Raw genomic sequence first — 26,502 nt, 5'->3', positions numbered from 1 at the left:
TTGTCAGGCCCATGACTGAGTTGATCAGCGTTGCCGAAGCCGAAGCCCTGGTTGCGCAGCACATGCCGCGTTTTGGCAGTGAGCGCGTCGCGCTGGAACGTGCGGCCGGCCGCCTGCTGCGCCAGGCCGTGCATGCCGAGCACGACCATCCCCCCTTCGATCGCGTGATGATGGATGGCATCGCCGTGCGCTGGCACGATCCGCTGCCGCGTGAGTTCCAGCTGGCCGGCACGCAGCTGGCAGGCATGGCCGCGCAATCGCTGGACAGTGGCGGAGCCTGTCTCGAAGTGACCACCGGTGCGGTGCTGCCGGGCGGCTGCGACTGCGTGATTCCGGTCGAACAGACGCGTCGCGAAGGCGCGCGTTACCTGCTGCTTGACGGCTGCCGGCCGGCGCGCGGGCAGTTCGTCCATGCGCGCGGCGCCGATTGCCCGGCCGGCAGTTTGCTGCTCGAGGCCGGCATGCGCATTGGTGCCCCCGAAATGGCGTTGCTCGCCGCCAATGGCGTGGTCGAGGTGGAGGTGGCGGCCGTGCCCTCCGTGGCCATCGTCTCGACCGGAGACGAACTGGTGGCGGTCGACGCACCGCTGGGCCAGGGCCAGATTCGTCGTTCGAACGACGTGGCGATCCTGGCGGCCCTGCGCCTGCACGGGTTTGACCGCATCGTGCGGCATCACGTGGCCGACGACGGCCCGGCAACCCGCGCCCTGCTGGCCGACCTGCTTGCGGCGCATGACGTGCTGATTCTTTCCGGCGGCGTATCGGTGGGGCAGCGCGACTATGTGCCCGAGTCGCTCGATGCGCTCGGCGTGCGCCGCGTGTTCCACCGCATCGCGCAAAAACCGGGCAAGCCCATGTGGTTTGGCGCGGGACCACGGGGGCAGGTGGTGTTCGCGCTGCCGGGCAACCCGGTCTCCGCCCTGGTCTGCACCATTCGTTACGCCAGGCCGGCCCTGCTGGCGTCGATGGGCATGGCGGCCGGCCAGCCGGAGCAGGTGCGCCTGGATGGCCCGGTGGATGCCAGCGAGCTGTTGACGTGCTTCGTGCCCGCGCATGTGCACAGCGACGCGCAGGGGAGCATGATCGCCCATGCGGTGCCGTCGCGGACCTCGGGCGATTTTTCGGCCCTGCCGCGCACGCACGGCGTCGTGCAGTTGCCGCCGGGCCAGGCCACGGCCGCGGCGGGCGACGTGGTGGCGTTCTATCGGTGGTGACATGAATACGCTTCGCGCCAGCAACGAATCTTCCGGCGTGGCGCTGACGCCACTGGACCAGCGTGGCCGGCCACTGCACGACCTGCGCATCTCCGTGATGGATCGTTGCAACTTCCGCTGCCCGTACTGCATGCCCGAGGCGACCTACGGCGAACACTTCAACTTTCTGCGCAATGACGAGCGCCTCAGCTTCGACGAGCTCGAGCGCCTGTGCCGCGTGGCCGCATCGCTCGGTGTCGGCAAGCTGCGCCTGACCGGTGGCGAACCGCTGCTGCGCCCGCACCTTGCCGACCTGGTCACGCGCCTGCGGCGCATCGAGGGCATCACCGACCTGGCGCTGACCACCAACGGCGTGTTGCTGGCGCGCCATGCGGGCGAGTTGCGCGAAGCCGGCCTCGACCGTGTCACGGTGAGCCTGGACACGCTCGATCCCGCGGTATTCCATCGGATGTCGGGCGGGCGCGGCGCGCTGGACGACGTGTTGGCCGGCATCGAGGCGGCACGGGCCGTCGGCTTTCCGCACGGCGTGAAGCTCAACACGGTCGTGCAGCGCGGCATCAACGAACACACCGTGACCGACCTGGTGGAGCGCTTCCGCGGCAGCGGCATCGTGGTGCGCTTCATCGAATACATGGACGTGGGCAACCGCAACGACTGGCGAGCCGAGGACGTGGTGCCGTCGCGCGAACTGGTCGAGCGTATCGGCGCGCGCTGGCCACTGGAGCCGGTGTCGCCCCGTTACGCCGGCGAGGTGGCCACGCGCTATCGGTTCGCCGACGGCACCGGCGAGATCGGCATGATTTCGTCGATCAGCCAGCCCTTCTGCGGTGGTTGCTCGCGGGCGCGCCTGTCCTCCGATGGCATGCTCTACACCTGCCTGTTCGCCACCCAGGGCACCGATCTGCGCGGGTTGCTGCGCAGCGGCGCCAGTGACGACGGACTGGCCGAACGCCTGCGCGAGGTCTGGCTGCGTCGCGCCGACCGTTACAGCGAGGAACGCGCGGAGCGCGGGGGCAAGGCACGGCACAAGATCGAAATGCACTACATCGGTGGCTAGACGGTTTTTTAATGCCGCGGCGCCACGGCCGACCGATAATCATCCCGCGTGAACCCGCGAAACCGGAGACCCCTGTGGCCACATCACCCACCACGCTCTCGCACGTCGACGACCGGCAGCAGCCGCGCATGGTCGACGTGGACGGCAAGCCGGTGACCCGCCGCACGGCGCAGGCAAGGGCGCGCGTCCGTTTTCCCGCGGCCGTCGCGCAGGCCCTGCATGCGGCCGGACACGTCACTCCCAAGGGCGCGGTGCTGACGGTGGCCAACATCGCCGGCGTGATGGGCGCCAAGGCGACGTCGCAGCTGATCCCGCTGTGCCATCCGTTGAGCCTGGACCGCTGCGACATCGATATCCGCATGGAGCACAACGACGCGCTGATCGAATGCACGGTGTCATGCCATGGCAGTACCGGCGTGGAGATGGAGGCCCTTACCGGCGCCAGCATTGCGGCGCTCACCATTTACGATATGTGCAAGGCGATGTCGCACGACATCGTCATTGCCGAGGTGCGGCTGGTGAAGAAGACCGGCGGCAAGACGGACTTCGACGCGGCGGGGCAGGTGGGCGCATGAGCACGGCTCAGACTCGTCCGCCGCTCTATGGCCTGCTGCTCAGCGGCGGGGCCAGCCGGCGCATGCAACAGGACAAGGCTGCACTGGCCTATCTTGGCGAGCCGCAGCTGCTGCGCGCGTGGCGATTGCTGGGGCAGGTCACCGAGCGCAGCTTCCTTTCCGTCCGTGCCGAGCAGCGCGAGGACCCGTTGCGCGCACCGCTGCCGCAGATCGTGGACAGCTACGACGCCATTGGCCCGGCGGCCGGCATTCTTTCCGCGCAGGGCTCGTATCCGGAGGTGGCCTGGCTGGTGCTGGCCTGCGACCTGCCGCTGCTGGATGCGGCGACCTTGCGGCAACTCGTCGATGGCCGCGACCCGCAGGCCGACGCCTGCGCGTTCACCAGTCGCCACGACGGCCTGCCGGAACCGCTGTGCGCGATCTGGGAGCCGTCCAGTAACGCCTTGCTCGAGCAACGCTACCTGGCCGGCAGCTACTGCCCGCGCAAGGCGCTCATGCAGTCGCGTACCGTGTTGTTGCCGGCGCCCGGCGCGGCGCTGGACAACGCCAACACGCCGGAGGAACGGGCGCAACTGCAGCAGGTTCTGGAGTCCATGGCATGAAGGTGATCAACCTGCAGTACTACGCGCAACTGCGCGAGCAGGCCGGCATGGGCGGCGAGCAGGTGGCGACCGCTGCCGCGTCATTGCAGGAACTCTATGACGAGTTGCGCGTGCGCCGCGGTTTCTCGCTGGCGCCCGATGCGCTGAAGGTCGCGGTGAATGCGCAGTTCAGTGCCTGGGACCGACCGTTGCGTGACGGCGATACGGTTGTGTTCATTCCACCGGTGGCCGGCGGATGAATCGCTTCAGCCTTTCGGCCGTGCCCGTAGACACGACGCTGTTGCGCGAGGCCCTGCAGCAGCCGGGAAGCGGCGGTTTCTGTGCCTTCGAGGGCTGGGTGCGTGACAGCAACGATGGTCGCGCAGTCGACGGCCTGGACTACGAGGCCTACGCCGAACTGGCACAGGCCGAGGGCGAACGCATTCTTGCAGAAGCGATGGCCCGCTACGGCGTCGCCGATGCACGTTGCGCGCACCGCACGGGCTCCTTGCGGGTGGGCGACCTCGCCGTATGGATCGGCGTGTCGGCCGCGCATCGCGACGAGGCTTTTCGCGCGTGTCGTTACATCATCGATGAGATCAAGCATCGCCTGCCGATCTGGAAGAAGGAGCATTACCTCACGGGCGAATCCAGCTGGGTCGCCTGCTCGCATGTCCATCGCGAGCATGAGCACGAGCAGGCCCCGCACGGCGTACATGTCGCGGGCACGGCTTTCGTGCCTGACTATTCGCGCCAGATGCGCCTGCGCGAGGTGGGCGAGGCAGGCCAGCAGCGGCTCGCCGCGGCGCGTGTGCTGGTGATCGGCGCGGGCGGCCTGGGCTGCCCGGTGCTCGCCTATCTGGCCGGCGCCGGCGTGGGCACGCTGGGTATCGTCGATGGGGATCGCCTCGAAGCCAGCAACCTGCACCGGCAGACGTTCTACGACACCCATGGCATCGGCGAGCGCAAAGTCGAGCTGGCGGCGCGTCGCATCGCTGCACTCAACCCCACGGTGCAGGTGAAGACGTGGGCCGAACCCCTGCACGCCGGCAACGCGGTCGAGGTGTTCGGCCAGTTCGACCTGGTGGTCGAATGCACCGATGACATGCGCAGCCGCTACCTCAGCAGCGATGCCGCCGTGCTCAGCGGCACGCCGCTGATCCTGGCCAGCGTCTACCAGTACGAAGGCCAGCTGCAGGTGATCAAGGCGCGCGAGGGCACGCCCTGCCTGCGTTGCCTGTGGCCAGAAGAGCCCGCGCCGGCGGCGGTGGGCAGCTGTGCCGCCTCCGGCGTGCTCGGACCCGTGCCCGGCGTACTGGGCGCCATGCAGGCTACCGAAGCGTTGGGCATGCTGCTGGGCCTGCCGCGTCCCGACCCGTCCTCGCTGCTGCTGGTGAACCTGCTCGACCAAACCACCCAGCGCCTGGCGATCGACGCTGCGCAAGGCTGCGCCCTGCACGGTGGCTGTGTGGCGGTGGCACGGCAGGCGCTGGCGCGCACGCGCGACGAGGGCGAGGTCGATCTCGCCTTCGTCCATCTGGAAGATGCCATCCTTGCGGGATTCGCCCTCGTCGATCTGCGGGAGCCGCAGGAGATCGCCGACGCTCCCTTGCCGGACCTGCCATGTCGCCGCATTCCCTCGGCCGAGATCGCCTCTCGCGCGGCGGAACTGGGCGACGGCCGGCAGCTGCTGATCTGCACCAGTGGGCGACGCAGCGGGCACGCTGCCCGGCTGCTGCGCGCCGCGGGATGGCACGAGGTCCATTCGCTTGCGGGCGGACTGCGTGCATTGCGGGAACGCCTGCCGGGCTGACCGGCCCCGCGCAGCGGGAGAGCGGGGGAATCCCGCGACACTGAAGTCCCGGCGGCGCATGCCGATAACCCCTCAGGTCCGGCGTCCATCCACGCCGGGCGTCGGCATGGCGCGCGACGCGATCAACCTGTCGGGACACGCATGCTCAACTCGCCTCCAAACCTCAGCTATCTCAAGGCCGCCTGGGCCGCGCTTGCCGGCATCAGCGGGGCGAACGCATGCCAGAGCTATGAGGCCGCCGGCTTGAGCTTCAGGCGCGTCAATCATTCGACCCTGGTCAGCCGCAACGCGGTGCAGGTGTCGACCATGCCCATCCACTACACGCGGCATGAACTGCGCCAGGGCTTCCTCGGACGCATCGAGAACGAGGTACGCAAGGCCGCCGGGGAATTACAGTCGGTCCTGTTCCAGGACCTTGAGGTACCCGAAGGCCACAGCCTGGTGATCGAGCTGGAGGAGTGCGTGCGGCTGCTCCGCCGCAAGGGGCACCGTAGCCTCTCCATCGTGATCCGGCCCAACGAAGGGGCGGTGGTCGCCGCCGCCACCCACGTGGAGATGCGCGTGTTCCTGGATTCGCCGCGTGCCTGCGTCTTTGCCCACCGCGCCGCACCAGGCGGTGGCGCCCTCGTCGACCTGCTTGCGGCTGTTCCCAAGAAGGAGCGCCTGCCGCGGGCGACCAGCTATGTCGACCTGGCACGCCGGATGGTCGTCACCATCAACGGCGCCCTGGTCGGATCGGCTGTCGACGCTGGCGCCATCTAGTCGCGGGCTTCCGGTCCCGCCGGTGCCGCTGCTGCATCCATCACCCCATGCCAGCGTGACAGCCGCGCGGCGATCGTCGCGCTACGTAAATTTACGCAGGCGCGGCGGGTAGTTTCTCCGTATTCGCCAGCACCACAAACCGCGTAGCGTTCGACCCAGGGAAAGCGACCGCCGGCGGCGGACAGGTGCCGCGGCGGCGCATCAAGTTCCGGCCGATGGCGTGGTGAGGCAGGAACGCCGGACCAGGGAAGCCTGGGCCATGGGTGCAGCGGAGGTTTGCGTGATGGGTCGACGGCACACACTCGGCTTCAGCATGGCCGTCATGCTCGCGCTGCTGGCGGGGTGCAAGGACGACAAGACGGCACAAGGCGCGGCGGCACCGGTGGAGGTCGGTGTCTTCACGGTATCGCTGCGCGACACGCCCGTCGTGTTCGACTTCGTCGGGCAGACCCAGAGCTCGCAGCAGGTGGAGATTCGCGCCCGCGTCAACGGATTCCTCGAGCAGCGCATCTATACCGAGGGCTCGATGGTGCACGCCGGCGACGTGCTGTTCCTGATGGACAAGAAACCGTTCGAGGCGGCGCTCGATGCGGCGCGCGCCGCGTACCGGCAGCAGCAGGCACGCTACGACACCGCGGTGGCGGACCTCAAGCGGGTGCGCCCGCTGGCCGCGAAGAACGCGTTGAGCCAGAAAGACCTGGACGATTCGGTTGGCCAGGAACAGGCGGCGGCCGCGGCGCTGGAGCAGGCGCGCGCCGATGTGACCAGCGCCGAACTCAATCTCGGCTACACGACCATCACCTCGCCGGTGACGGGCCAGTCAAGCTTCGCCAAGAAGCAGCAGGGCTCTTATATCGACGCGAGCAACAGCCTGCTCACCTACGTGGCGAAGCTCGACCGGATCTGGGTGAACTTCAGCCTGTCGGAAAACGAACTGCTGCGGCTGCGCGCGCAGACCTCGGACGGCTCGCTGAAGATGCCGGGCAAGGGATTGCTGCAGGTGGAGATCGTGCTGGCCGACGGCAGCATCTTCCCGGAGCGTGGACGCATCGCGTTCACCGATGCCTCGCTCAACCAGGAAACCGGCACTTACCTGGTGCGCGCGGAATTTCCCAATGCCGATGGCGTGTTGCGCCCCGGCCAGTTCGTTCGCGTGAAATTGCGTGGCGCCCTGCGTGCCCACGCCATTGCCGTGCCGCAGACAGCCGTGCTGCAAGGCGAGCGCGGGGCGTTCGTGTGGACGGTGGACAAGGACGGCAAGGCGCAGCAGCGCCCGGTGGAGGCCGGCGAGTGGAGCGGTAACGACTGGATCATCCGATCCGGCCTCCACGCGGGCGACCAGGTGGTGACCGACAACGTGATCCGGCTTGCGCCGGGGCTGGCGCTGAAGACGCATCCGGCGCAGCTGAAGGCAGAGCCCGTCGCCAGCAGGACTGCACCACCCACGCTCAGGACGACGGCGGCGGCCGCGGGCAGCGCAGCGCCGGCCACGGTCGGCTCGACCGCGGGCGCCAACCGAACGGAGGCGCCCGGCACCGCGCCAGCTGCGCACGCGGAGCAGGCCACCGTGTTGTTCGAGGTCGGCAGCGCGCAGATTTCGGTGGAAGCGGCCGCCAGGCTCGCGCCGATCGCTGCCCGATGGCATGAGGCGCCGCAGGGGCGGGCAGTCGTTGCAGGCTATGCCGATGCCAGCGGTTCGCACGATGCGAACCTGGCGCTGTCGGCCGCGCGCGCCAAGGCGGTCCGCGCGGCACTGATCGTCGCGGGCATCCCGGCGGATCGCATCGAACTGCGGCCGCCGGCGAATGTCATCGCCGGCAGCACCGGCGATGCGCGGCGCGTGGACATCCGGTTCACCGGGGATGCCAACGGAGCGGCACGATGAGCTTTTCGCACTTCTTCATCGACCGGCCGATCTTTTCCTCGGTGATCTCCATCATCCTGGTGGTCGCCGGCCTGGTGGCGATGGTCAGCCTGCCGATCGCGCAGTTTCCGGACATCTCGCCGCCGCAGATCACGGTCAGCGCGACCTATCCCGGTGCGAGCTCCGAAATCGTGGCGCAGAACGTCGCCGCGCCGCTGGAACAGCAGGTCAACGGCGCGGACAACATGATCTACATGAGCTCGACGAGTTCCTCGACGGGCAACATGACGCTGACCACGTATTTCAATATCGGCACCGACCCGTCGCTGGCCCAGGTCGATGTGCAGAATCGCGTCAACCTGGCCTTGCCCACCTTGCCGGACGCGGTGACCGCGCAAGGCGTTTCGGTGCAGAAGCGTTCGTCGGCCTTCATGATGGTGATTGCGGTCTACGCGCCCGACAACGCGTTCGACCAGTCCTACGTCGCCAACGTCGCCAATGTCTATGTGCTGGACGCGCTCAAGCGCATCCCCGGCGCCAACCAGGCGTCGATCTTCGGCTCGGCGGACTACGCCATGCGCATCTGGCTCAAGCCGGACCGCATGGCCAAGCTTGGGGTGACCGTTTCCGACGTGCAACAGGCGATCGCCAACCAGAACCAGCAATTCTCCGCCGGCCGCATCGGGCAGGCGCCCACCAGCGAGCCCGTGCAACAGACGTTTCCGATCGCCACCCGCGGGCGCATGACCGAGCCGGCGGAGTTCGACAACATCATCCTGCGCGGCGGCACCGGCGATGCGGCGGCGATGATCCGCCTCAAGGACATCGGCCATGCCGAGCTGGGCTCGAAGGACTATTCGCTGCGCGGCCGCTTCAACGGCAAGACCGCCACGCTGATCGCCGTCTACCAGCAGCCGGGCGCGAACGCGCTGGACGTGGCCAGGAAAGTGCGCAGCACCATGGCGGACCTGAAGAAGAACTTTCCGCCCGGGCTCGATTACGAGATCGCGCTGGACACCACCGAGTTCGTCAATGAATCGATCAACGAGGTCGTCCATACGCTGCGCGACGCCGTGATTTTGGTGATCCTGGTCGTCTATCTGTTCCTGCAGAGCTTTCGGGCCACCCTGGTGCCGATCCTGGCGGTGCCGGTGTCGATCATCGGCGCCTTCATCGGCATGAGCGCGTTCGGTTTCTCGATCAACATGCTCACGCTGTTCGGCATGGTGCTGGCCATCGGCATCGTGGTCGACGACGCCATCGTGGTGATCGAAAACGTCGAACGAAACATGTCCGAGTTCGGCCTGTCGCCCAGGGATGCCGCCAAGCGCGCCATGGACGAGGTGAGCGGCCCGGTCGTCGCCATCGTACTGGTGTTGCTCGCCGTGTTCATTCCGGTGGCGTTCCTGTCCGGCATTACCGGTCAGCTCTACAAGCAGTTTGCCGTGACGCTCGCGGTTTCCGTCGTGCTGTCGGGCGTGGTCGCCCTGACGCTGTCGCCCGCGCTCGCCGCCATCCTGCTCAAGCCGGGCGAACAGGAGAAGAACCGTTTCTTTCGCTGGTTCAACGAAAAGTTCGACAGCTTTACGGCGGGTTATGGACGCGCCGTGCAGCTGGTGATCAAGCGCGTGACGCTGTCACTCCTGCTGATCGTCGGCATGATCTTCGTCACCATGGGGCTGTTCAAGCACATTCCGTCCTCGTTCCTGCCCACCGAAGACCAGGGCTACCTGCTGGCGGCAGTGATCCTGCCGGACGCGGCCAGCCTCGATCGCACGGGCGAGCTTTCAAAGCGCGCGGAAGACTGGTTTGCCAGGCAGCCCGGCGTGAAGTCCGTCGCCGCGCCGATCGGATTCAGCCTGGTCGACTCGCAATACAAGGCGAACGCGGGGACGCTGTTCGTCACGCTCAAGGGCTTCCACGACCGCGGCAAGGGTCAGACCGCCGCCGACATCATCCACGATGCGGGCAAGACGTTCTCGCGCTTCGACGAAGGCGTGGTAGTGCCCGTCAATCCGCCCTCGATCCCCGGCCTCGGCACCACGGGCGGCTTCGAGTTCTGGTTGCAGAGCACCGGCAACGCCAGTTTCCCGATGCTGGAGGAAAAGGTGCGCGCCTTCATCGCCAAGGCGCGGCAGCGCCCGGAGCTGCGCGGCGTGAACTCGACCATCAATGCGCGTTCGCGCCAGTTGCTGGTGGACGTGGACCGGGAGCGCGCCGAGTCGCAGGGCGTGGCCGTGCAGGATGTCTACTCGGCCTTGCAGACCATGTTCGGCTCGCTCTATGTCAGTCAGTTTCCCAAGAGCAGCCGCCTGTTCCAGGTGATCATGCAGGCCGAGTCGCAGTACCGCGTGCGGCCCGAGGATATCGAGCAGCTCTACGTGCGCAACAAGTCCGGCGAGATGGTGCCGGTGAAATCGGTGACCACCACCCGCTATGTGCCGGGTGCAGATATCGTCACGCGTTTCAACAATTTCCCGGCCGCCAAGATCACCGGCGACGCAGCGCCGGGTTACAGCTCGGGCCAGGCCATCGCAGCGATGGAAGAGGTGGCCGGGGAAGTGCTGGGCAGCGGCTTCAGCTACGACTGGAGCGGGCAGGCCTACGAGGAAAAGAAGGCGGGTTCGACCGCTGTCGCCGTGTTCGGCTTTGCGCTCGGCATGGTGTTCCTGATCCTGGCGGCCCAGTACGAAAAATGGACCTTGCCCATCGGCGTGCTGATGGCGGTGCCGTTCGCCTTGTTCGGCGCGCTGATCGGCATCCTGCTGCGCGGCATGGAAAACGATGTCTATTTCCAGATCGGCCTCACGGTGCTGATCGCGTTGGCGGCCAAGAACGCGATCCTGATCTTCGAGTTCGCCGTCGAGATGCAAGAGAAGGAAGGGCTGGGTCCGTATGATGCCGCCCTGCATGCCGCCAAGCTGCGCCTGCGCCCGATCATCATGACCTCGCTGGCCTTCATCCTTGGCTGCGTGCCGCTGGCCATCGCCAGCGGTGCATCGGCGGCGAGCCGGCGCTCGCTGGGCACCGGCGTGATCTTCGGCATGCTGGGCGCCACCGTCATCGCGCTGCTGTTCATCCCCATGTTCTTCTGGGGGCTGGAGACGCTGACGGGTCGCCGGAAGCAGGCAAGAGCCGCGGCGGCAGATGGCGGCGTGCCCGGCGTCGCGCAGCCGCACGGCCCGACCGGCGAGGGGGAGTAGCCATGCCTCGATGCCGGCTGGTGTCATGCGGGCTCGCTTGCGGCGTGTTGCTGGCCGCTTGCGCCGTGGGGCCGGACTATCACCGCCCCACGGTGGAAACGCCGGCGGCCTATCGCTACGCGGACGCCAGTGCCTCAGCGGAGACCACGCAGGCGTGGTGGTCGCAGTTCAACGACCCGGTGCTCGATGCACTGGTCGAAAAGGCGACGCTGCAGAACAAGGACCTGGCGATCGCCGCGGCGCGCGTCGACGAATACTACGGTCGCCTGATGAGCGCGAGCTCGGCGCTGTATCCGCAACTGGCGGCAGGACTGAGCGGTGCACGGCAACGCACGCCGGCGACGGCGGTGACGCCACCCTTTGAAAGCACGCAGGTCGAAGCCAGCCTGATGGCATCGTGGGAGATCGACCTGTTCGGGCGCCTGCGCAGGCTGCGCGAATCCGCCCGCGCCGACCTGCTGGCGACCAAGTACGCCAGGCAGGCGACCTTGATTTCCCTGCAGGCCAGCGTCGCTTCGGCCTATATCAGCCTGCGCGACCTGGACCAGCGCCTGCTGATCGCGCGCTCGACGGTGGATGCGCGCTCGTCGGCGCTGTCGCTGTTCCAGGAGCGCTTCCACGGCGGCGTGGTGTCCCAGGTGCAGGTGAGCCAGGCGAAGTCCGAATACGCCGTGGCGCTGGCCTCGCAGCATTCGATCGAGCAGCAGATTGCCCTGCAGGAAAACGCCATCTCGCTATTGCTCGGCGAGAACCCGGGGCCGATCCCGCGCGGCAAGACGATCGACCAGATCGCCGTGCCGCGCATTCCGGACGGGCTGCCTTCAAGCCTGCTGGAACAGCGGCCGGATATTCGCGAGGCCGAGCAACAGCTGGTTTCCGCCAATGCCCAGATCGGCGCGGCGCGCGCGCAGTATTTCCCCACCATCTCGCTGACCGGGCTGTTCGGCTCAGCAAGCACTGCGCTGTCCTCGCTGTGGACGGGCAGTGCCAAGGTCTGGTCTTACGCGGGCGCGGCAAGCGTGCCCATCTTCACCGGTGGCGCCATCGCCGGCTCGGTCAAACAGGCGGAGGCCAGGCAGCAGGAGGCCTTGCTGGCCTATCAACAGGCCATCCAGGGCGCGTTCGCCGATGTGGAAGATGCCCTGGCCGGCGAGCAGCGCAGCAGCGACCAACTGGCCGCCACCGACGAGCAGGTCGCCGCGCTTCATCAATACGCATCGCTGTCGCGTGACCTGTATGAGGGTGGCTACACCAGTTATCTTGAAGTGCTCGACGCGGAGCGGAGCCTGTTCAACGCGCAGCTGACCCAGTCGAGCCTGCAGGCCCAGCGCCTGAACGAGATCGTCAGCCTCTACAAGGCCCTGGGCCACGGCTGGCCGGCGGAAACGGAGCAGGTGTCGTCGACACACGCGGCCGCAGGTTCGGGGCGATAGCACCCGGGAATCGTGTTGACGCCGCGCCCCCGTGGCAGGCCATGACCCGGGGCGCCGGTTAACCATAATATTATAGTAATCATACTATATTTCCCGCCATCGCCGGGAACGCGTGGCTGCGCGCCGGCTTATCGCGGAAGCATCCATGTCCATCAACGATCCCATCGTCATCGTCTCTGCCGTGCGTACACCCCTGGGCCGTTTCCAGGGCGCGCTGTCGACCGTACCGGCCCACCAGCTTGGCGCGCTGGCCATAGGGGCGGCCATCGGGCGCGCCGGCGTCGAATCCGAGCGCGTCAGCGAGGTGCTGATGGGCTGCGTGTTGCCGGCGGGCCAGGGCCAGGCGCCGGCACGGCAGGCGTCGCGTGGCGCCGGATTGCCCGATGCGGTGGGCGCCACCACCGTCAACAAGGTCTGCGCCTCGGGCATGAAGTCCGTGATGATTGGTCACGATCTGATTCTTGCCGGCTCGGCCGAGGTGGTCGTTGCGGGCGGCATGGAGTCCATGTCCGGCGCGCCCTACCTGCTGGCCAAGGCGCGCAGCGGGTACCGCGCAGGTCACGACCGCCTGTACGACCACATGATGCTGGACGGCCTGGAAGACGCCTATGAAAAGGGTCGTCCCATGGGCGATTTCGGCGAGATGGCGGCGGAGCGTTACGGCTTCGGCCGCGACGCGCAGGATGCCTGGGCCATCGAGACCCTGCAGCGCGCGCAGGAAGCGGGACGCTCTGGCGCGTTTCGCGACGAGATCGTGCCGGTGCCGGTGAGCGACCGGCAGGGCAGCGTCATGGTCGATGCCGACGAGCATCCGCAGAAAGTCTCGGTGGAGAAGATTCCCCAGTTGCGGCCCGCATTTCGCGACAACGGCACGATCACCGCGGCCAGTGCGTCCGCCAATGCCGACGGTGCGGCCGCGCTGGTGTTGACGCGTCGCTCGACGGCGCAGCAGAACGGCTGGCCGATCCTCGCCACGATCAAGGGCCATGCCACGCATGCGCAGGAGCCGGCCTGGTACACCACGGCACCCATCCCGGCGATGCGCAAGCTGTTGTCGAAGCTGGACTGGAGCGCCGACAGCGTGGACCTGTTCGAAATCAACGAAGCCTTTGCCGTCGTGCCGATGATGGCGGCGAAGGAACTGGGCATTCCGCGCCACAAGGTCAACGTGAACGGCGGCGCCTGCGCGCTGGGTCATCCGATCGGCGCCACGGGTGCGCGCATGATCGTCACCTTGTTGCATGCCCTGCGGCGCGCGGGCCAGCGCCGCGGCGTGGCCTCGCTGTGCATAGGCGGCGGCGAAGCCACGGCGATCGCGATCGAGCGCGAGGACTGACGATGGTTGGCGCGGGCCGCGATGCAGACGGGAGGCGGCTGCCACGCGCATGGTTTGCACGAATGCGCATTATCTGACGCGGCCTGCCTGGCTTCCATCCGGCAAAGGTTGTAGTGGCGGCGCGGCCTGAGGCTGTTACGTTCCCGCCGTGATCACGGATGGTTTGCGACGATCGCGCGGTCATCGCGGGCCAGCGACGGATGGAACTGCGCGTGGCCGCGCGATGATCCCGCGTCGAGCCAGCGAGGCGCGCGCCGGCGGTGACGCGCTGACCGCGCCACCGACCATCAAGTCCTTCTGCGAGGAGGCACCCGGTGAATCAGCCAAACCGATCGAGCCCGGCGCGCTGGCTGCTGTTGCTGCCGTTCGCGGGCCTGCTGTACGCGCCGCTGTACAACCGCATGGAGCCCGTGCTGCTGGGCTTCCCGTTCTTCTACTGGTACCAGTTGCTGTGGGTTCCGGTCACGGTGGTGCTGATCTGGCTTGTCTACCGGTCGGTGCGCCATGACGACTGAACTGGACTACGTGGCGACCGGCGTCTTTGCGTTCTTCTTCCTGCTGGTCACCGTGATGGGCTTCCTCGCGGCGCGATGGGGGCAGGGCGATGTCCACGCCAGCATCGACGAGTGGGGGCTGGGCGGACGCCGTTTTGGCACGTGGATTACCTGGTTCCTGGTGGGTGGCGATTTCTACACCGCCTACACGGTGATCGCGGTGCCTGCGCTGGTGTATGCCGTGGGGGCGTATGGCTTCTTTGCGCTGCCATACACCATCATCGTCTACCCGTTTGTCTTCGTCGTGATGCCGGTGCTGTGGCATCGGGCCAAGCAGCACGGCTATGTCACCGCCGCCGACGTGGTGTACGGCCAGTATCACTCCCGCATGCTGGAACTGGCCGTGGCGCTCACCGCCGTGCTGGCCACCATGCCCTACATCGCCCTGCAACTGGTTGGCATGGCCGCCGTCTTCACCGCGCTGGGCCTGAAGGGCGAGATTCCGTTGATCATCGCCTTCCTGGTGCTGGCCTTCTACACCTATTCGTCGGGCATTCGCGCGCCGGCGCTGATCGCCTTCGTCAAGGACATCATGATCTATGTCGTGGTCATCACGGCGGTGAGCCTGATTCCCATCAAGCTGGGTGGCTATGCCGCCGTGTTCGCGGCAGCGGACGCCGATTTCAAGGCGAAGGGAACCGGCAGCATCCTGCTGGCCAGCCACCAGTGGATGCCCTACGGCACGCTCGCGCTGGGTTCGGCGCTGGCTGCGTTCATGTACCCGCATACGCTGACCGGCATCTTTGCCAGCGCCAGCGGCAACACCATCCGCAAGAACGCGATTCTGCTGCCGGCCTATACCTTGCTGCTCGGCCTGCTCGCGCTGCTTGGCTACATGGGGCACGCGGCCCATCTGCAGCTTCAGAACAACAACCAGGTCGTGCCGGCCCTGTTCAAGGCGCTGTTCCCGAGCTGGTTCATCGGCTTTTCCTTTGCCGCCGTCGCCATCGGCGCGCTGGTGCCGGCGGCAGTGATGAGCATCGGCGCGGCCAATGTGTTCACGCGCAATTTCTGGAAGGCCTATGTGTCGCAGGACATCACGCCGCAGGGCGAGGCCAGGGTGGCCAAGATCACTTCGCTGATCGTGAAGATCGGCGCGCTGCTGGTGATCCTGTTCCTGCCGACGCAGTTCGCGCTCGACCTGCAGCTGCTCGGCGGCATGTGGATCCTGCAGACGCTGCCTGCCGTCGTGTTCGGCCTGTTCTTCGCATGGTTTGGCCCGAGGGCACTGCTGTGCGGCTGGATCGCGGGCTTCATCAGCGGCACCTGGATCGCGTGGCTGGATGGACTCAAGCCGGTGCACGTGCTGGCGATGGGCGACATGAAGGCCGGCATCTACACGGGGCTGATCGCCCTCGCACTGAACATCGCCGTTGCCGTGGTGGTCCAGCTGGTGCTGCCGTCGCGGCCGGCGAACTAGTCCCGTCGCTGGCCGGCACCGCCGGAGGCCTCGGCGACGGCGTTGTGCGCATGCAGGCTTTCCTGGTGCTCGACACGAACGTGGAACTCGTCGATGCGCGGGTCGCCTTCGAGCACGCGCTGGATGCGCCGCGCGGCATCCTCGCAGAACATCAGGTTGCCGCCGTTGGCGAGCGCGAAGGCCTGCTCGTCTTCGCGCTTGACGGCCGTCTGCACCGGCGTGCCGAGGGCCTGCTCGACGCGATCGAGCAAGTCGATCAGGCTCGCGTGCGCGCCCTCGGCCAGGCGCACCCGCAGCTGCGCCACGCTGCGCTGCGCGTGAGGCGTGGCGACGATGCCGTGTTCGCTGCCCAGCCACGCCATCACGGCGGCATGGTCCAGCAGGGCGGCCGGATCGAAGTCCCGGGCGAACTGCTCCCTGATCAGCTGGCGCGACAACGCCGCCGAGGCGGGGCAGGTCGAGGAATACGTCACCTCGGTGCCCAGCTCCAGCCGGAACACGCCATGCGCAAGGCTCGCCTCGAGCGTGACCGGGTAGGCGCGCCAGCCGCTGTGCTCGCTGCGCAGTGCCGGACGGCGGATCAGCTGTTCGAAACGGAGCGTGATGCGTGCCTGGTCGGCCAGGCCATGGTGGGACGCCAGGAATGCGCGCAGCAGGTCCTCGAGCAAGGCGGCATCGAGCGCGCGCCTGCCCAGATGCTCGTCGACCAGCAGGTACAGGCGCGACATGTGGATGCCGCGGCGTTCCGGATGCACCAGGTTGACGAAGGCGCCGACGCGGGCGCTCGATGGCTGCGGCTGGCCGTCGCCGGCATCGAAGCGGACCGGCGCATCGATGCCATCCATGCCCACCCAGTCGAGCGCATGGCCATGCCCGGGCTGCGCCTGGGCAGCGACGTCTGGCATCGGGCAAAGTGCATCAGCCATGTGCTTCACGATGAAAGTCCGGGTGTCATGCGTTTACGTGTGCGTGGCTGGATCTGCCAGGGCGGGCCCGCGACGCTCAGCGGGCCTTGTTCTGGCTGCTGCGCAGGGTCGCCACCGCCGAGGCCGCGTTCACCTGCACGGCGCCGTCGGAGTTCTTGCTGCTGCGTAGCAGGATGTCGCGGACGGTGGCGGCATCCAGTCGTGGCGCCAGCGGCAGCAACAGGGCAATGATGCCGGTGACATGCGCGGCGGCCATCGACGAGCCGGACGTGAAGTCGTAGCCGCCGTTGGGTTGCGTGGTGAGGATGTCGTTGCCGGGCGCGCTCAGGATGCCCGGCGATGCTGCGGACTTGCCGCTGGTGCGCACCACGATGACGCCCGGCGATCCGTCGGGGAATCCGTCGACGCCGCCATCGGGCGGCATGGCGGCGACCACGATGCGACCCTGGGTGAGCAACAGCGCAAGCAACTTGCTCAGCAGCGGATCGGCGGGGCCGCCGAGGCTGAGGTTGACGATGCGTGCATCCGTGTCCATCACCGCCGCCATGGCCTTGGCCAGGGTGAAGGTGTTGCAATGCGCGCCGGCATCCGTGCCCGGCGCGTACCAGCATGCCTTGTAGACACTGAGCGTCGCCTTGGGCGCGATGCCTACAATGCCCTGGTGGTTGTCTCCCACGGCCGTGATGATGCCGGCGATTTCGGTGCCGTGGCGATCATGCGTGAAAGCGATGGTGTCATCGTCCACCAGGTTGCGCATGTCGTGGATGCTGCCCTGCAGATCGGGGTGCGTCGCATCGACGCCGGTGTCGACGACGGCGATATGCACGCCTTCGCCCTGGCTGACGCCATGCGCGATCGCCGCTTCGGTATCGACGAAGCCGCGCTGCAGGTTCACGTAGGGATCGTTGTATTGATGCGCGGCCTGGGGTGCTTCCGAGTAGACGGCGTAGTCCTGCAGGGGCTGGGCCAGTTGCACGCGCCGGTCCTTGTTCAGCACGTCGAGCAAGGCTTCGCGCGTCATCCCGGCCGGTGGCTCGAGGACCACGCAGTACAGGCCCAGTGCCTTGATCGGCCAGCCGGTGATCTCGCGCAGTCCATAGCTTTGCTTCAGCTCGGCCAGCGTGGCGGTGGCGCGTTGGCCGGCGCCGTAGTTTCCCGACGACGCATAGCCCAGCAGGCTGGAGCCAGCGTGGGTGGCCGGTGGCTCCAGCGGATTGGCCACCGCCAGCACGATGTCGCGCTGCCCGTCCATGGAGGCCACCACATGGGTCGAGGCCTTGCCGGCAGCCGGCTGGCCGTCCTGCGGCGGCGCGGGACGCGAGGGCACGCAGGCGCTGAGCACCGTCATCACCGCGACCAGGGCGAGAGCACGGAAGATCATGGCGTGGCGGCGACGGGCTCGGCCAGGCGGATGCCGCGCGTGGCGCGCAACTGCTGCAAAGTGTGCTGCGTGACTGCCGGGGCGCCGATGGCGATCACCGTGTAGGCGCCGACATCGTTCGGGCCGCTCACGACCTGCAGCTTGAGGTTGTGCAGCAGTGCGTTCCAGTCGGCCACCTTCATGGTCGAATCCGGCACGACGTGGATCGCGCCCGGCGCAGCGGGCAGGGCTTGCTGGCTGAGGGTGCGATAGCCCGGGTTGCTGCCGTCCGACCACAGCCGCGCGCCAATCACGCCGATGCCGATGGCCTGGACCAGCACGGCCGCGACGAGTGCCCGGGTAAACCAGCTGCGCGCCGGCGGATGCAGGGTGGACTGCTGCGACTCGGGCGTATCAATGCGGCCCAGCAGGCGCTTCAGCCCCACGTCGACATCCAGGGGAATGTCCGAAGGCAGCGACAGGGCAACGCGCAGCCGGCTCTGTTGCGCAAACTCGGCGCGGCACGGTTCGCAATGGGCCAGGTGCTCCATCAACCATTCGCCCTGTTCCTGCGTGGCGCTGTCCTGCAATACCCAGGGCATCGTCTCCCAGGCGCGGGCGCAGCCCCCGACGGAATCCATCGGCATCGTCATGACGCGCTCTCCTTGCGTGCAGGCGGACTCCCGGCCAGGGTCGGCAGGACATTGCGTAGCTTGACTCGTGCATGGAACAGGCGTGCCTTCACCGTGCCCACCGGGCACTGCATGATGACAGCGACGTCGTCCAGGCTGTGGCCCACGCCATAGACCAGCTCGACCACGACCCGCTGGTCGGCCGACAGGTGGGCGAGCCCCTTGCTCAGCCAGTCGCGCAGTTCGCGATCCTCGTCCGGGTCATGGGCCGGCGTACGGTCTTCGGGCAGGCTGTCGTGGTCGACGGGTTCATCGCCGTGCTGGCGCAAGGCCTTGAGCCCGCAACGGTAGGCAATGCCCATGATCCAGGTGGAGACCCGCGAGTCCCCATGGAAGCTGCCCGCCTTCTGCCAGGCGATCCAGAAACAATCGTTGATGACTTCCTCGATGACGTCGGCGCGTCGTGTCAGGCGGGACAGGAAGCGTCCCAGGCGGCCGTGGTAACTGCGATAGAGCAACGCCAATGCGGCGCGGTCACCCATCGACATGCGCTGGAGCAGCATGCGATCGGTGGCGTCGGAATCGATGTCGGCATCGTTCATAGGCTCGCCAGGGTTGTCAGATTGCGATTGAGGGCGATGTAAGTGCCGTCCCGACGCAAAATGGTTGTCCCTGTATCAAAAGGCCAGCGTGATCGTCGCAAGCCAGGGTGAGGCGCTGGGGTCGTTCGATGACGGTCCCGAGTCCAGGTCGGTCTCCACGCGGTCGACTTCCACCCGCCAGGACCCGTAGCTCCACATCAGCCCGGCATGGCCGTAGCGGTAGGTGGTCGCGTCACCCTTGCCGTAGCGACCAGCATAGCCGTAGCCGTATTCATGGCCGGGGTAGTAACCGTGGGAACTATAGGCCGATGTGATGGCCTGGGCGACGCCCACGCCTGCCGACAAGGAGAAATGCTCTGTCAACGGCCAGTGAAAACCGAGGTCGGCGGCAGGATGCGGCCCATTGTCCCTGGCTCCGATGAACCATGCGGCCGATACGCCAAGGGTCAGGATGTCACGGTAGGTCCAGTTCACGCCTGTCTCGGTCCGGTCCGTGACCGCCGAGTGAAGATGGCTCGGGTAGTCGTAGTAGAGCAGGCTCGCCTGCATCTGCCAGTCGCTGCTCAGCGACCAGGCATGCGATGCCTGGGCCATGCCTTCGGCGAGGCGTCCGGGTGAGCGCGCTTCGACGCCCGCCGAAAGGCCCAGCGACCAGCCCGTCGATGAGGTCCAGCTGCCGGCGCCCTGCAGCACGGGGGTGGCTGGTGTGATGGCGAGGCCGCGATCGACCAGTTGCGAGCCAAGCGCCACCGCGCCGCTGAATTCGCCGGCCCGCGCAGGCACGGACACGGCAAAACCCGTGGCAGCCAGGGCCGGCAGGAAGGCCAGCCCGGCACGGAAGCGGACGGTCGCGCTCATCTAATCCGGGCCCATGGAGGCCATGCCGTGAATACAGGCATGCCAGGGCGAGCCCCATGCACCGCCATCAAGGGGGCGGTCAGACCACATCACGCATCGCTTTCCCTTCATCACTGAATGATCCGGCGTTGCAGTCGTCCGTTGCAGTGCCGGTCCGCGCAAGGCATGGCGGGCTTGTAGCCCCTCTGCAGCGAAAAGGGTAACAGCAATGCGTGCCATCGGAACCGGCAGGCATCGACCAGCTCAAGCGGTACGGGCCAGGAGCTCGGCATGGGGGCGGGACCGGCCGGCCATGGACGCAACCATTCAGGGCGTCGCCGGCACTAAGGGCTATCGGCTTCGAGTTTGCGGGCGCCATGCCATGGCCTGGATCTACTGATTCTTCCAGGTACACCGGCCAAGGGCGGGGAACTCGATGCGAGCTGATCGTCCATGGGGTGCATGGAGGAGAGGCTGCGCTCGAACACGTTGCAGGTTGAGAAAGACTGTCGCGCATCCGGTCGGTATCGACCGGGATTCACGCTAGCCAAGGGGCTCCAACACATGCGTGTCATTGTGCTGTTCTGTACGACCTTGCTGAGCGTGCTGCTGGGCGTTGGCGGACTGTTGCTGGGTTCACCCGGTGCACAGGCGCAACAGGCGGCTGCCGGCAAGGCCAGCACCACGGAAGTCGGGCACAGCACCAGCAGCGGACTCAGCCAGAGCGACATCACGAAAATGCTGCCGGCCACCGACATGGGGGCCAACGCGGCACGCCAGCGCGATCCGAACCTGCCCCTGGTCAGCGACAGCGTCGCCACGCCGTTCGATGCCGCCCCGATTCCGCCCAACCCCCTGGCACCGAAGGCCGACGCGATCGGCGCGAAGACCTGCATAGCCTGCCACGCGCAGGAAAACATCCAGGCCTCGCACAGCCTGCACGTCGCCTCCTTCCGCGTCGGTGCGGCGAACAGTGGTCCGCAGGCAGCCTGCGAGACCTGCCACGGCCCTGGTTCCGAGCATGCCAGGAATCCAACGGCGCCGGGTTCGATCATCGCGTTCACCCACGATGCCAAGACGCCGCCGCAAGTCCAGGCCGGCGTCTGCCTGGGCTGCCATGCCGGCGGCGCAAGGCAGCACTGGATCGGTTCGATCCACCAGAACCGCGGGCTGTCCTGCAGCGATTGCCACAATCCGATGACGCGGCTTTCGCCCGAAGGCGTGCTGGCCAAAGCGTCGATCAACGAAGTCTGCGCGAGTTGCCACCAGGACATCCGTGCCAAGTTCAACCGTCGCTCGCACATGCCGTTGCCCGAAGGGCAGATGGCCTGCACCGACTGCCACAACCCGCACGGCAGCATCACCAAGCCGCTGCTGAAGACCGATACGGTCAACGAGACCTGTTATTCCTGCCACGCCGAGAAACGCGGGCCGTTCCTGTTCGAGCACGCGCCGGTGCGCGAGAACTGCCTCAATTGCCACGACGTGCACGGCTCCAACCAGCAGACCTTGCTGGTCGCCCCGGTGCCGATGCTGTGCCAGCAATGCCACACCATGACGCTGCACCCGAACGATTTGCAGTCTCCGGCGGGACTCGCCACGGGTCCGCATCCGGATGAGCGACTGATCGGGCGCGGCTGCCTGACCTGCCACAGCAATATCCACGGTTCGAACAATCCTTCAGGACCGAACTTCCACCAGTGACGGAGGCGGACGATGCTTGCGCTGAACGAAAATCGCACGACGCCGACCGTCCTGGCCCTGAGCCTGTTGCTCGGCTTGTTCGGCACGCGGGATGCGCTGGCGGGTGATACCAGCGACACCATGCGCGTGGGCGACATGCAATTTGGCAACGCGCTCGATCCGCGTGGCTGGACCCCGATGCTGCAACCGGCCGATCCGGACGGCATGTCCTATCTGCACGCTGGCATGCTGCGCACGCCGACCGGCTCGCTCTACCCGTATCCGCCGATGATCGATGCGGCCAGGCCGGTGGGCCAGGGCGACTGGACCTATGACGGCGTGCTCGATTTTGGCTACCTCCACGTCGGTGGCGATCGCAACGCGGAATATTTTCGCCAATACGCCGACTGGCGCAGCGGGGCCGTGCTGGGCCTGTTCGCGCTCGACTTCCAGAATCACAAGACCGGAGCCTACGCGGAATTTCGCGGCAGTCGCCTCAGCAGCGACGACCAGTACTATCGCGTGCGCGGCGGCGTTTACGGCAGCTACCGGATCGAGGGCTTCTACCGCGAGATCCCGCATACCGTGTCGACCAATGCCTATCCGATCTGGAACGGCGTCGGCAGCACCAGCCTGACCCTGCCCGCGTCGCTGGTCCCCGGCGCAAGCACGCCGGCGCAGGTGGCAGCGGTGTCGGCCGCGACACCCGAGCACAACATCGGGCTCACCCGCAGGCGCGAAGGGCTCAGCTACGAAGGCGTGCTCTATCACGACTGGATAGCTTCGGCCGCGATCACCAACGAAAAGCGCACGGGCACTCGGTTGTGGGGTGGCTCGATGTTCTTCAACTACCCGTTTCCCGACAACGGCGGCATTCTGGAAACGGTGCGGCCCATCGATTTCCGCACCACCGACGTCAATTTCAGCGTGCGCAACGTCGGCAAGGTCTGGCATTTCCTGGCGACTTACAACGGCTCGTTCTTTCGCGACCACAAGGACCACCTGGACTTCCAAAGCCCGTTTGCCCTCACCAATGTCGCCGGGACGCCGCAGGTGGCCAATATCTACAACGGCCGGTTCTCGCTCGAGCCTGACAACGACTACCACAATCTGCGCCTGGACCTGTCGCGCGAACTGAAATGGAATGGGCAACTCACCGTGGCTGGCGCGTGGGCCACGATGCGCCAGAACGACGGGCTGCTCCCGCCGACCAGTTGCACGGGCACCGGTGGTGTCTTCATTGCGCCGACGGCCGACTACACCTTCCAGTGCGCCAACTGGAACACCACCTCGGCGTTGTCGCAGCGCAGCGCCAATGCGCGCATCGACACCGGCCTGTTCGACGCTCGGGCCACCTTCCATCCTTCGCCCACGTTCGGCTGGCATGCCGGCGTGCGCTGGTATCGCGAGGACAACAAGACCCGCTACCTCGCCTACAACCCGCTCACCGGCCAGTACGGCTTCATTTCGGAGAATGGCTCGCAGGGTAGCGTGGTGCCGGGCGAGACCGGCTTCTTCGATCCGGCCAATCCGCTGTTCAATTCGTCCAACGTGCTCGTGCGCAACGTGCCGTTCAGCTATACCGACTCGATCCTGGAACTGGGCACCGACTGGCAGCTCGGCCACAAGACGTCGCTCGGCGTCACCTACACCTTCGACCACAACCAGCCCAAGTATCGCGAGCGCAACCGCGTCGACGACCAGCGCATCAAGGTCGACTGGGTCAGTCGCGATGTCATCGGCGCCACCGTGCGGATGAGCTGGGAATTCGCCAAGCGTGACGGCGGCAAGTACAACTACGATCCTTACGTGCAGTTCTTCGCGCAGTCGCTGCCCGGCTTCGTCGCTCCGTCCATAGGCCTGGCGGCCTACACCGTCGCCGACATGCGCAAGTACGACTTGTCCAACCGCACCGAGAACAAGGCGCGCCTGATCGTCACCCACCCGTGGGGTGACTCGGCCACGATCTCGGCCACGTTCTACGGCAACCGTGACCACTACGACGCCTTGATCGGCCGGCAGAACACCAGCACCACCGGTGCCACCGTGCAGTGGGACTGGCAACCGACGCCGGCGACCACCATGAACCTCTATCTCGGCGTGGAGGGTTCGCACATGGGCATTTCCAACGTCAACGATGCGGACAGTGCCGACAACGGCAGGATCTTCGGCAGCCTCGGCCAGTCCAATCCCAATCTGGGTGGGCCGTTCTATCCGTATGCGAACCAGTGGTGGGAAGACGACAGCGAAAGCAACCGCAATGCCGGGCTCAGCTTCAGTCACGATTTCGGCCGGGCGCGTTTCGATCTCAGCTACAACTACACCGATTCACTCGGGCATGTCGGCTACAGCTACGCAACCATCGGGGCGCTCGCCTATCGCGATGCCGCCAGCGTTGCCGCGGCCAACCGTGGTTTTCCGGACGACAGGTACCGTACCAATACGCTCGACCTTGGCCTGAGCTTCCGCGTCACCAGCGCCGTGGGCGTGCGCCTGTACGGCCGCTATGAAACCGGCGCCTTCAGCGATTGGCATTACCTGGGGCTCGACAACACGCTGGTCTATGACCACCGCCTGTATACCGACAAGGGCGGCCAGCTGCACTACAACGCGAGCCTGGTCGGCGTCATGTTGAATCTGAAGCTGTAGGAGCCGTGATGAGGTATCGCACCAGTCTCCTGTTGGTTTTCCTGCTGCTGCCGGTCGTCGGGCCCGACGCGGCCGCACAGCAAGCGGCCACGAGTACGGCCGCCGCGCCAGCCAGCGTGCTGGACCAGCGTCGCATGCCGCCAATCAGCGGTGACGCCAAGGCCGGCGCCGGCAAGGCCACGGTATGCGCGGCCTGCCATGGCGCGCAGGGCGTGGCGATTGCGCCGAACTTTCCGAACCTGGCCGGGCAATCGGCGAGCTATCTGTATGCGCAGTTGAAGGAATTCCATGACGGCCAACGCAGCGATCCGGTGATGTCGGGCCAGGCCGCGACATTGAGTGATGGCGACATGCGCGACCTCGCCAGCTATTTCGCCTCGCTGGCGCCCAAGCCGGCAGGGCAGGCCGGCGGCAGCACGCGTGGCGCCCAGTTGTATCTCGCCGGTGATCCAGGGCTGGGTATCCCGCCTTGCCAGGCCTGCCACGGACCGGCAGGGCTCGGCCCGCAGCCGCAACCGAGCAGCGCACCGCAACCACCATGGGCCAGCTTTCCGCGTCTGCGTGGCCAGTCCGCGCTCTATGTGGCCAAGCAACTGGGCGACTTCAAGCGCGGCGCGCGTGCCGGCAGCAGCAATGCCAGGGTGATGCATGGCGTGGCGCAGACGCTGAGCGACGACGACATGCAGGCGCTGTCGGCCTACCTCAACAGCTTGTGATGCCAGTGGGCGGGGCGGCCTGCGATGCTGCCCTGGCCAAGGGGTGCAGGCGGGCGTGCCGGCCAACCGCTGAAGGCCTGCATGGGCCTGCGGCGGGCGCGGGGCAGGTCGCCAGCCCACGCAACCTTTCGCCAGCGCGGCGGCACTCAAGTTCATAGGGTCGACCTTCAGAACTCACAGCCCGGCGAGACCATGGAAATCGAACGAGTTCAGTTGCAGGCGCATGGTGACCACGGCGGGATGCTCATTGCGCTGGAGCAGGAGCGCAACGTGCCCTTTGAGATCCGGCGCGTCTACTACATATTCGCCACCAAGAGCGATGTCCATCGGGGACGCCACGCGCATCGCCACCTCCACCAGTTGGCGGTCGCCGTGCGTGGATCGGTCACCTTCCTGCTGGATGACGGCACCGGTCCGGTCGAGATCGTGCTGAACGATCCCTCGCAGGGGCTCATGCTCGGCCGCATGGTCTGGCGCGAGCTATACGATTTCAGCGACGACTGCGTATTGATGGTGCTGGCCGACCAGCTGTACGACCCCGCGGACTACATCACCGACTATGCCGCGTTCATTAGCGAAGTCACCGGCGCCATGTACCCGGAGGACATGGCAGCATGCCAAGGCCGCTAGTGCTTATCGGCGCAGGCGAATTCGCACAGATTGCCTGCGAATATTTTGATCACGACAGCGACTACGACGTGATCGCGTTCAGTGTCGAACGCGACTATCTCACCCAGCCACGACTGGCCGACCGGCCGGTGGTGGCCTACGAGGACCTGGAGGCAAGCTACCCGGCTGCCGAGGTGGACGTGTTCGTGGCCATACCGGCCAGCCAGCTCAACCGCCTGCGCACGCGGCTTTACCTGGATGCAAAGCGCCAGGGGTACCGGTTCGCCACCTATGTGAGTACGCGCGCCTTTGTGTGGCGCACCGCCGAGGTGGGCGAGAACAGCTTCATCTTCGAGGGCAACGTCATCCAGCACGGCGTCCGCATCGGCAACAACTGCGTGCTGTGGAGCGGCAACCATGTCGGCCACCAGACCATCGTGCGCGACCACGTGTTCGTGGCGTCCCACGCCGTCATTTCCGGCTATTGCGAGATCGGCGAAAGCAGCTTCGTCGGCGTCAACACCACGTTCAATGACCACGTGAAAGTCGCGCGGGACAACGTGATCGGTTCGGGCGCCCTGGTGACGCGCGACACGGAGCCCGGGCGGGTCTACGTAGGGTCGCCGGCCCATGCCGTGCCGGACCGTTCAAGCCTCGACGTGAGGCTTTGAGGCCC

23 protein-coding genes and 1 pseudogene are annotated in these 26,502 nt (G+C 66.7%); 19 read left to right on the top strand and 5 right to left on the bottom strand.

What is annotated here, in order from left to right; all coding sequences use genetic code 11:
• Window positions 1-11: 11 nt before the first annotated feature.
• The 14 genes and pseudogenes from ACXU4B_RS04305 (at window position 12) to mctP (ending at window position 15,812) form a co-directional block, all read left to right on the top strand.
• Window positions 12-1,214, top strand: coding sequence for a molybdopterin molybdotransferase MoeA (locus ACXU4B_RS04305; protein ID WP_205746515.1), 1,203 nt, complete (start codon window positions 12-14; stop codon window positions 1,212-1,214).
• Window position 1,215: 1 nt separating this feature from the next.
• Window positions 1,216-2,271: a GTP 3',8-cyclase MoaA gene (gene moaA / locus ACXU4B_RS04300; RefSeq protein ID WP_131408074.1), complete on the top strand. Its 1,056-nt coding sequence runs from the start codon at window positions 1,216-1,218 to the stop codon at window positions 2,269-2,271.
• 11 nt (window positions 2,272-2,282) lie between these two features.
• Entirely contained in the window at window positions 2,283-2,846 is a 564-nt protein-coding gene (gene moaC, locus ACXU4B_RS04295) for a cyclic pyranopterin monophosphate synthase MoaC (RefSeq protein WP_131408072.1), read from the top strand.
• A complete protein-coding gene (locus tag ACXU4B_RS04290; protein ID WP_131408070.1) occupies window positions 2,843-3,448 on the top strand; it encodes an NTP transferase domain-containing protein in 606 nt (201 codons plus the stop codon). Before moaC ends, ACXU4B_RS04290 begins: the two co-directional genes overlap by 4 nt.
• Window positions 3,445-3,687 carry a MoaD/ThiS family protein gene (locus tag ACXU4B_RS04285; protein WP_131408068.1) on the top strand — a complete coding sequence of 81 codons (243 nt, stop codon included), beginning with the start codon at window positions 3,445-3,447 and terminating at the stop codon, window positions 3,685-3,687. The genes ACXU4B_RS04290 and ACXU4B_RS04285 overlap by 4 nt, the downstream gene beginning before the upstream one ends.
• A pseudogene (locus ACXU4B_RS04280) lies at window positions 3,684-4,088 on the top strand (molybdenum cofactor biosynthesis protein MoaE); the annotation flags it as partial. The gene ACXU4B_RS04285 and the pseudogene ACXU4B_RS04280, both read left to right, overlap by 4 nt.
• Window positions 4,089-4,184: 96 nt before the next feature.
• Window positions 4,185-5,240, top strand: a complete 1,056-nt coding sequence (locus tag ACXU4B_RS04275; RefSeq protein WP_240734082.1) for a HesA/MoeB/ThiF family protein — start codon at window positions 4,185-4,187, stop codon at window positions 5,238-5,240.
• 141 nt (window positions 5,241-5,381) lie between these two features.
• On the top strand, window positions 5,382-6,002 hold the full coding sequence (locus tag ACXU4B_RS04270; RefSeq protein WP_131408064.1) for a hypothetical protein: 621 nt from the start codon (window positions 5,382-5,384) through the stop codon (window positions 6,000-6,002).
• A 283-nt stretch (window positions 6,003-6,285) separates the two neighbouring features.
• Window positions 6,286-7,887 (top strand): efflux RND transporter periplasmic adaptor subunit, encoded by a 1,602-nt coding sequence (locus tag ACXU4B_RS04265; RefSeq protein WP_131408062.1) that lies wholly within the window; start codon window positions 6,286-6,288, stop codon window positions 7,885-7,887.
• Entirely contained in the window at window positions 7,884-11,069 is a 3,186-nt protein-coding gene (locus ACXU4B_RS04260) for an efflux RND transporter permease subunit (protein WP_131408060.1), read from the top strand. The genes ACXU4B_RS04265 and ACXU4B_RS04260 overlap by 4 nt, the downstream gene beginning before the upstream one ends.
• A gap of 2 nt (window positions 11,070-11,071) precedes the next feature.
• On the top strand, window positions 11,072-12,502 hold the full coding sequence (locus ACXU4B_RS04255; RefSeq protein WP_131408058.1) for an efflux transporter outer membrane subunit: 1,431 nt from the start codon (window positions 11,072-11,074) through the stop codon (window positions 12,500-12,502).
• A gap of 145 nt (window positions 12,503-12,647) precedes the next feature.
• Window positions 12,648-13,838 carry an acetyl-CoA C-acyltransferase gene (locus ACXU4B_RS04250; protein ID WP_131408056.1) on the top strand — a complete coding sequence of 397 codons (1,191 nt, stop codon included), beginning with the start codon at window positions 12,648-12,650 and terminating at the stop codon, window positions 13,836-13,838.
• Window positions 13,839-14,152: 314 nt separating this feature from the next.
• On the top strand, window positions 14,153-14,353 hold the full coding sequence (locus tag ACXU4B_RS04245) for a DUF3311 domain-containing protein (protein ID WP_131408054.1): 201 nt from the start codon (window positions 14,153-14,155) through the stop codon (window positions 14,351-14,353).
• Window positions 14,343-15,812, top strand: a complete 1,470-nt coding sequence (gene mctP, locus ACXU4B_RS04240; RefSeq protein WP_131408052.1) for a monocarboxylate uptake permease MctP — start codon at window positions 14,343-14,345, stop codon at window positions 15,810-15,812. The genes ACXU4B_RS04245 and mctP overlap by 11 nt, the downstream gene beginning before the upstream one ends.
• On the opposite strand, the gene folE2 is transcribed toward mctP, so the two are convergent.
• The 5 genes from folE2 to ACXU4B_RS04215 all read right to left on the bottom strand — a co-directional run bounded on the left by folE2 (window position 15,809) and on the right by ACXU4B_RS04215 (window position 20,190).
• A complete protein-coding gene (gene folE2 / locus ACXU4B_RS04235) occupies window positions 15,809-16,738 on the bottom strand; it encodes a GTP cyclohydrolase FolE2 (protein WP_205746514.1) in 930 nt (309 codons plus the stop codon). The genes mctP and folE2 overlap by 4 nt on opposite strands.
• A gap of 76 nt (window positions 16,739-16,814) precedes the next feature.
• Window positions 16,815-18,119: a S8 family serine peptidase gene (locus ACXU4B_RS04230; RefSeq protein WP_131408050.1), complete on the bottom strand. Its 1,305-nt coding sequence runs from the start codon at window positions 18,117-18,119 to the stop codon at window positions 16,815-16,817.
• Entirely contained in the window at window positions 18,116-18,751 is a 636-nt protein-coding gene (locus ACXU4B_RS04225) for an anti-sigma factor family protein (RefSeq protein ID WP_131408048.1), read from the bottom strand. The genes ACXU4B_RS04230 and ACXU4B_RS04225 overlap by 4 nt, the downstream gene beginning before the upstream one ends.
• A complete protein-coding gene (locus ACXU4B_RS04220; protein WP_131408046.1) occupies window positions 18,748-19,332 on the bottom strand; it encodes an RNA polymerase sigma factor in 585 nt (194 codons plus the stop codon). Before ACXU4B_RS04220 ends, ACXU4B_RS04225 begins: the two co-directional genes overlap by 4 nt.
• 75 nt (window positions 19,333-19,407) lie before the next feature.
• Entirely contained in the window at window positions 19,408-20,190 is a 783-nt protein-coding gene (locus tag ACXU4B_RS04215; protein WP_240734013.1) for a TorF family putative porin, read from the bottom strand.
• A 543-nt stretch (window positions 20,191-20,733) separates the two neighbouring features.
• On the opposite strand from ACXU4B_RS04215, the gene ACXU4B_RS04210 reads away from it, so the two are divergent.
• The 5 genes from ACXU4B_RS04210 (at window position 20,734) to ACXU4B_RS04190 (ending at window position 26,497) form a co-directional block, all read left to right on the top strand.
• Window positions 20,734-21,873 carry a DmsE family decaheme c-type cytochrome gene (locus ACXU4B_RS04210; protein ID WP_131408044.1) on the top strand — a complete coding sequence of 380 codons (1,140 nt, stop codon included), beginning with the start codon at window positions 20,734-20,736 and terminating at the stop codon, window positions 21,871-21,873.
• Window positions 21,874-21,885: 12 nt separating this feature from the next.
• Complete coding sequence (locus tag ACXU4B_RS04205; protein ID WP_131408042.1) at window positions 21,886-24,501, top strand: MtrB/PioB family outer membrane beta-barrel protein; 2,616 nt, start codon at window positions 21,886-21,888, stop codon at window positions 24,499-24,501.
• An 8-nt stretch (window positions 24,502-24,509) separates the two neighbouring features.
• Complete coding sequence (locus tag ACXU4B_RS04200) at window positions 24,510-25,217, top strand: c-type cytochrome (protein WP_131408040.1); 708 nt, start codon at window positions 24,510-24,512, stop codon at window positions 25,215-25,217.
• A gap of 192 nt (window positions 25,218-25,409) precedes the next feature.
• Window positions 25,410-25,847 carry a sugar 3,4-ketoisomerase gene (locus ACXU4B_RS04195; protein ID WP_131408038.1) on the top strand — a complete coding sequence of 146 codons (438 nt, stop codon included), beginning with the start codon at window positions 25,410-25,412 and terminating at the stop codon, window positions 25,845-25,847.
• Window positions 25,832-26,497, top strand: coding sequence for an acetyltransferase (locus tag ACXU4B_RS04190; RefSeq protein WP_131408036.1), 666 nt, complete (start codon window positions 25,832-25,834; stop codon window positions 26,495-26,497). The genes ACXU4B_RS04195 and ACXU4B_RS04190 overlap by 16 nt, the downstream gene beginning before the upstream one ends.
• Window positions 26,498-26,502 lie beyond the last annotated feature (5 nt).

The organism is Dyella soli, from assembly GCF_054482295.1.
Note: the sequence above shows the minus strand (reverse complement) of the source record. Positions and strands in the feature narration are given on the sequence as shown.

Bases quoted from the DNA above. Each gene is read 5' to 3' on its own strand.
- ACXU4B_RS04305 (WP_205746515.1), top strand. From the start codon at position 12: ATGACTGAGTTGATCAGCGTTGCCGAAGCCGAAGCCCTGGTTGCGCAG.
- moaA (WP_131408074.1), top strand. From the start codon at position 1,216: ATGAATACGCTTCGCGCCAGCAACGAATCTTCCGGCGTGGCGCTGACG.
- moaC (WP_131408072.1), top strand. From the start codon at position 2,283: ATGCCGCGGCGCCACGGCCGACCGATAATCATCCCGCGTGAACCCGCG.
- ACXU4B_RS04290 (WP_131408070.1), top strand. From the start codon at position 2,843: ATGAGCACGGCTCAGACTCGTCCGCCGCTCTATGGCCTGCTGCTCAGC.
- ACXU4B_RS04285 (WP_131408068.1), top strand. From the start codon at position 3,445: ATGAAGGTGATCAACCTGCAGTACTACGCGCAACTGCGCGAGCAGGCC.
- ACXU4B_RS04275 (WP_240734082.1), top strand. From the start codon at position 4,185: ATGCGCCTGCGCGAGGTGGGCGAGGCAGGCCAGCAGCGGCTCGCCGCG.
- ACXU4B_RS04270 (WP_131408064.1), top strand. From the start codon at position 5,382: ATGCTCAACTCGCCTCCAAACCTCAGCTATCTCAAGGCCGCCTGGGCC.
- ACXU4B_RS04265 (WP_131408062.1), top strand. From the start codon at position 6,286: ATGGGTCGACGGCACACACTCGGCTTCAGCATGGCCGTCATGCTCGCG.
- ACXU4B_RS04260 (WP_131408060.1), top strand. From the start codon at position 7,884: ATGAGCTTTTCGCACTTCTTCATCGACCGGCCGATCTTTTCCTCGGTG.
- ACXU4B_RS04255 (WP_131408058.1), top strand. From the start codon at position 11,072: ATGCCTCGATGCCGGCTGGTGTCATGCGGGCTCGCTTGCGGCGTGTTG.
- ACXU4B_RS04250 (WP_131408056.1), top strand. From the start codon at position 12,648: ATGTCCATCAACGATCCCATCGTCATCGTCTCTGCCGTGCGTACACCC.
- mctP (WP_131408052.1), top strand. From the start codon at position 14,343: ATGACGACTGAACTGGACTACGTGGCGACCGGCGTCTTTGCGTTCTTC.
- folE2 (WP_205746514.1), bottom strand. From the start codon at position 16,738: ATGGCTGATGCACTTTGCCCGATGCCAGACGTCGCTGCCCAGGCGCAG.
- ACXU4B_RS04230 (WP_131408050.1), bottom strand. From the start codon at position 18,119: ATGATCTTCCGTGCTCTCGCCCTGGTCGCGGTGATGACGGTGCTCAGC.
- ACXU4B_RS04225 (WP_131408048.1), bottom strand. From the start codon at position 18,751: ATGACGATGCCGATGGATTCCGTCGGGGGCTGCGCCCGCGCCTGGGAG.
- ACXU4B_RS04220 (WP_131408046.1), bottom strand. From the start codon at position 19,332: ATGAACGATGCCGACATCGATTCCGACGCCACCGATCGCATGCTGCTC.
- ACXU4B_RS04215 (WP_240734013.1), bottom strand. From the start codon at position 20,190: ATGAGCGCGACCGTCCGCTTCCGTGCCGGGCTGGCCTTCCTGCCGGCC.
- ACXU4B_RS04210 (WP_131408044.1), top strand. From the start codon at position 20,734: ATGCGTGTCATTGTGCTGTTCTGTACGACCTTGCTGAGCGTGCTGCTG.
- ACXU4B_RS04205 (WP_131408042.1), top strand. From the start codon at position 21,886: ATGCTTGCGCTGAACGAAAATCGCACGACGCCGACCGTCCTGGCCCTG.
- ACXU4B_RS04200 (WP_131408040.1), top strand. From the start codon at position 24,510: ATGAGGTATCGCACCAGTCTCCTGTTGGTTTTCCTGCTGCTGCCGGTC.
- ACXU4B_RS04195 (WP_131408038.1), top strand. From the start codon at position 25,410: ATGGAAATCGAACGAGTTCAGTTGCAGGCGCATGGTGACCACGGCGGG.
- ACXU4B_RS04190 (WP_131408036.1), top strand. From the start codon at position 25,832: ATGCCAAGGCCGCTAGTGCTTATCGGCGCAGGCGAATTCGCACAGATT.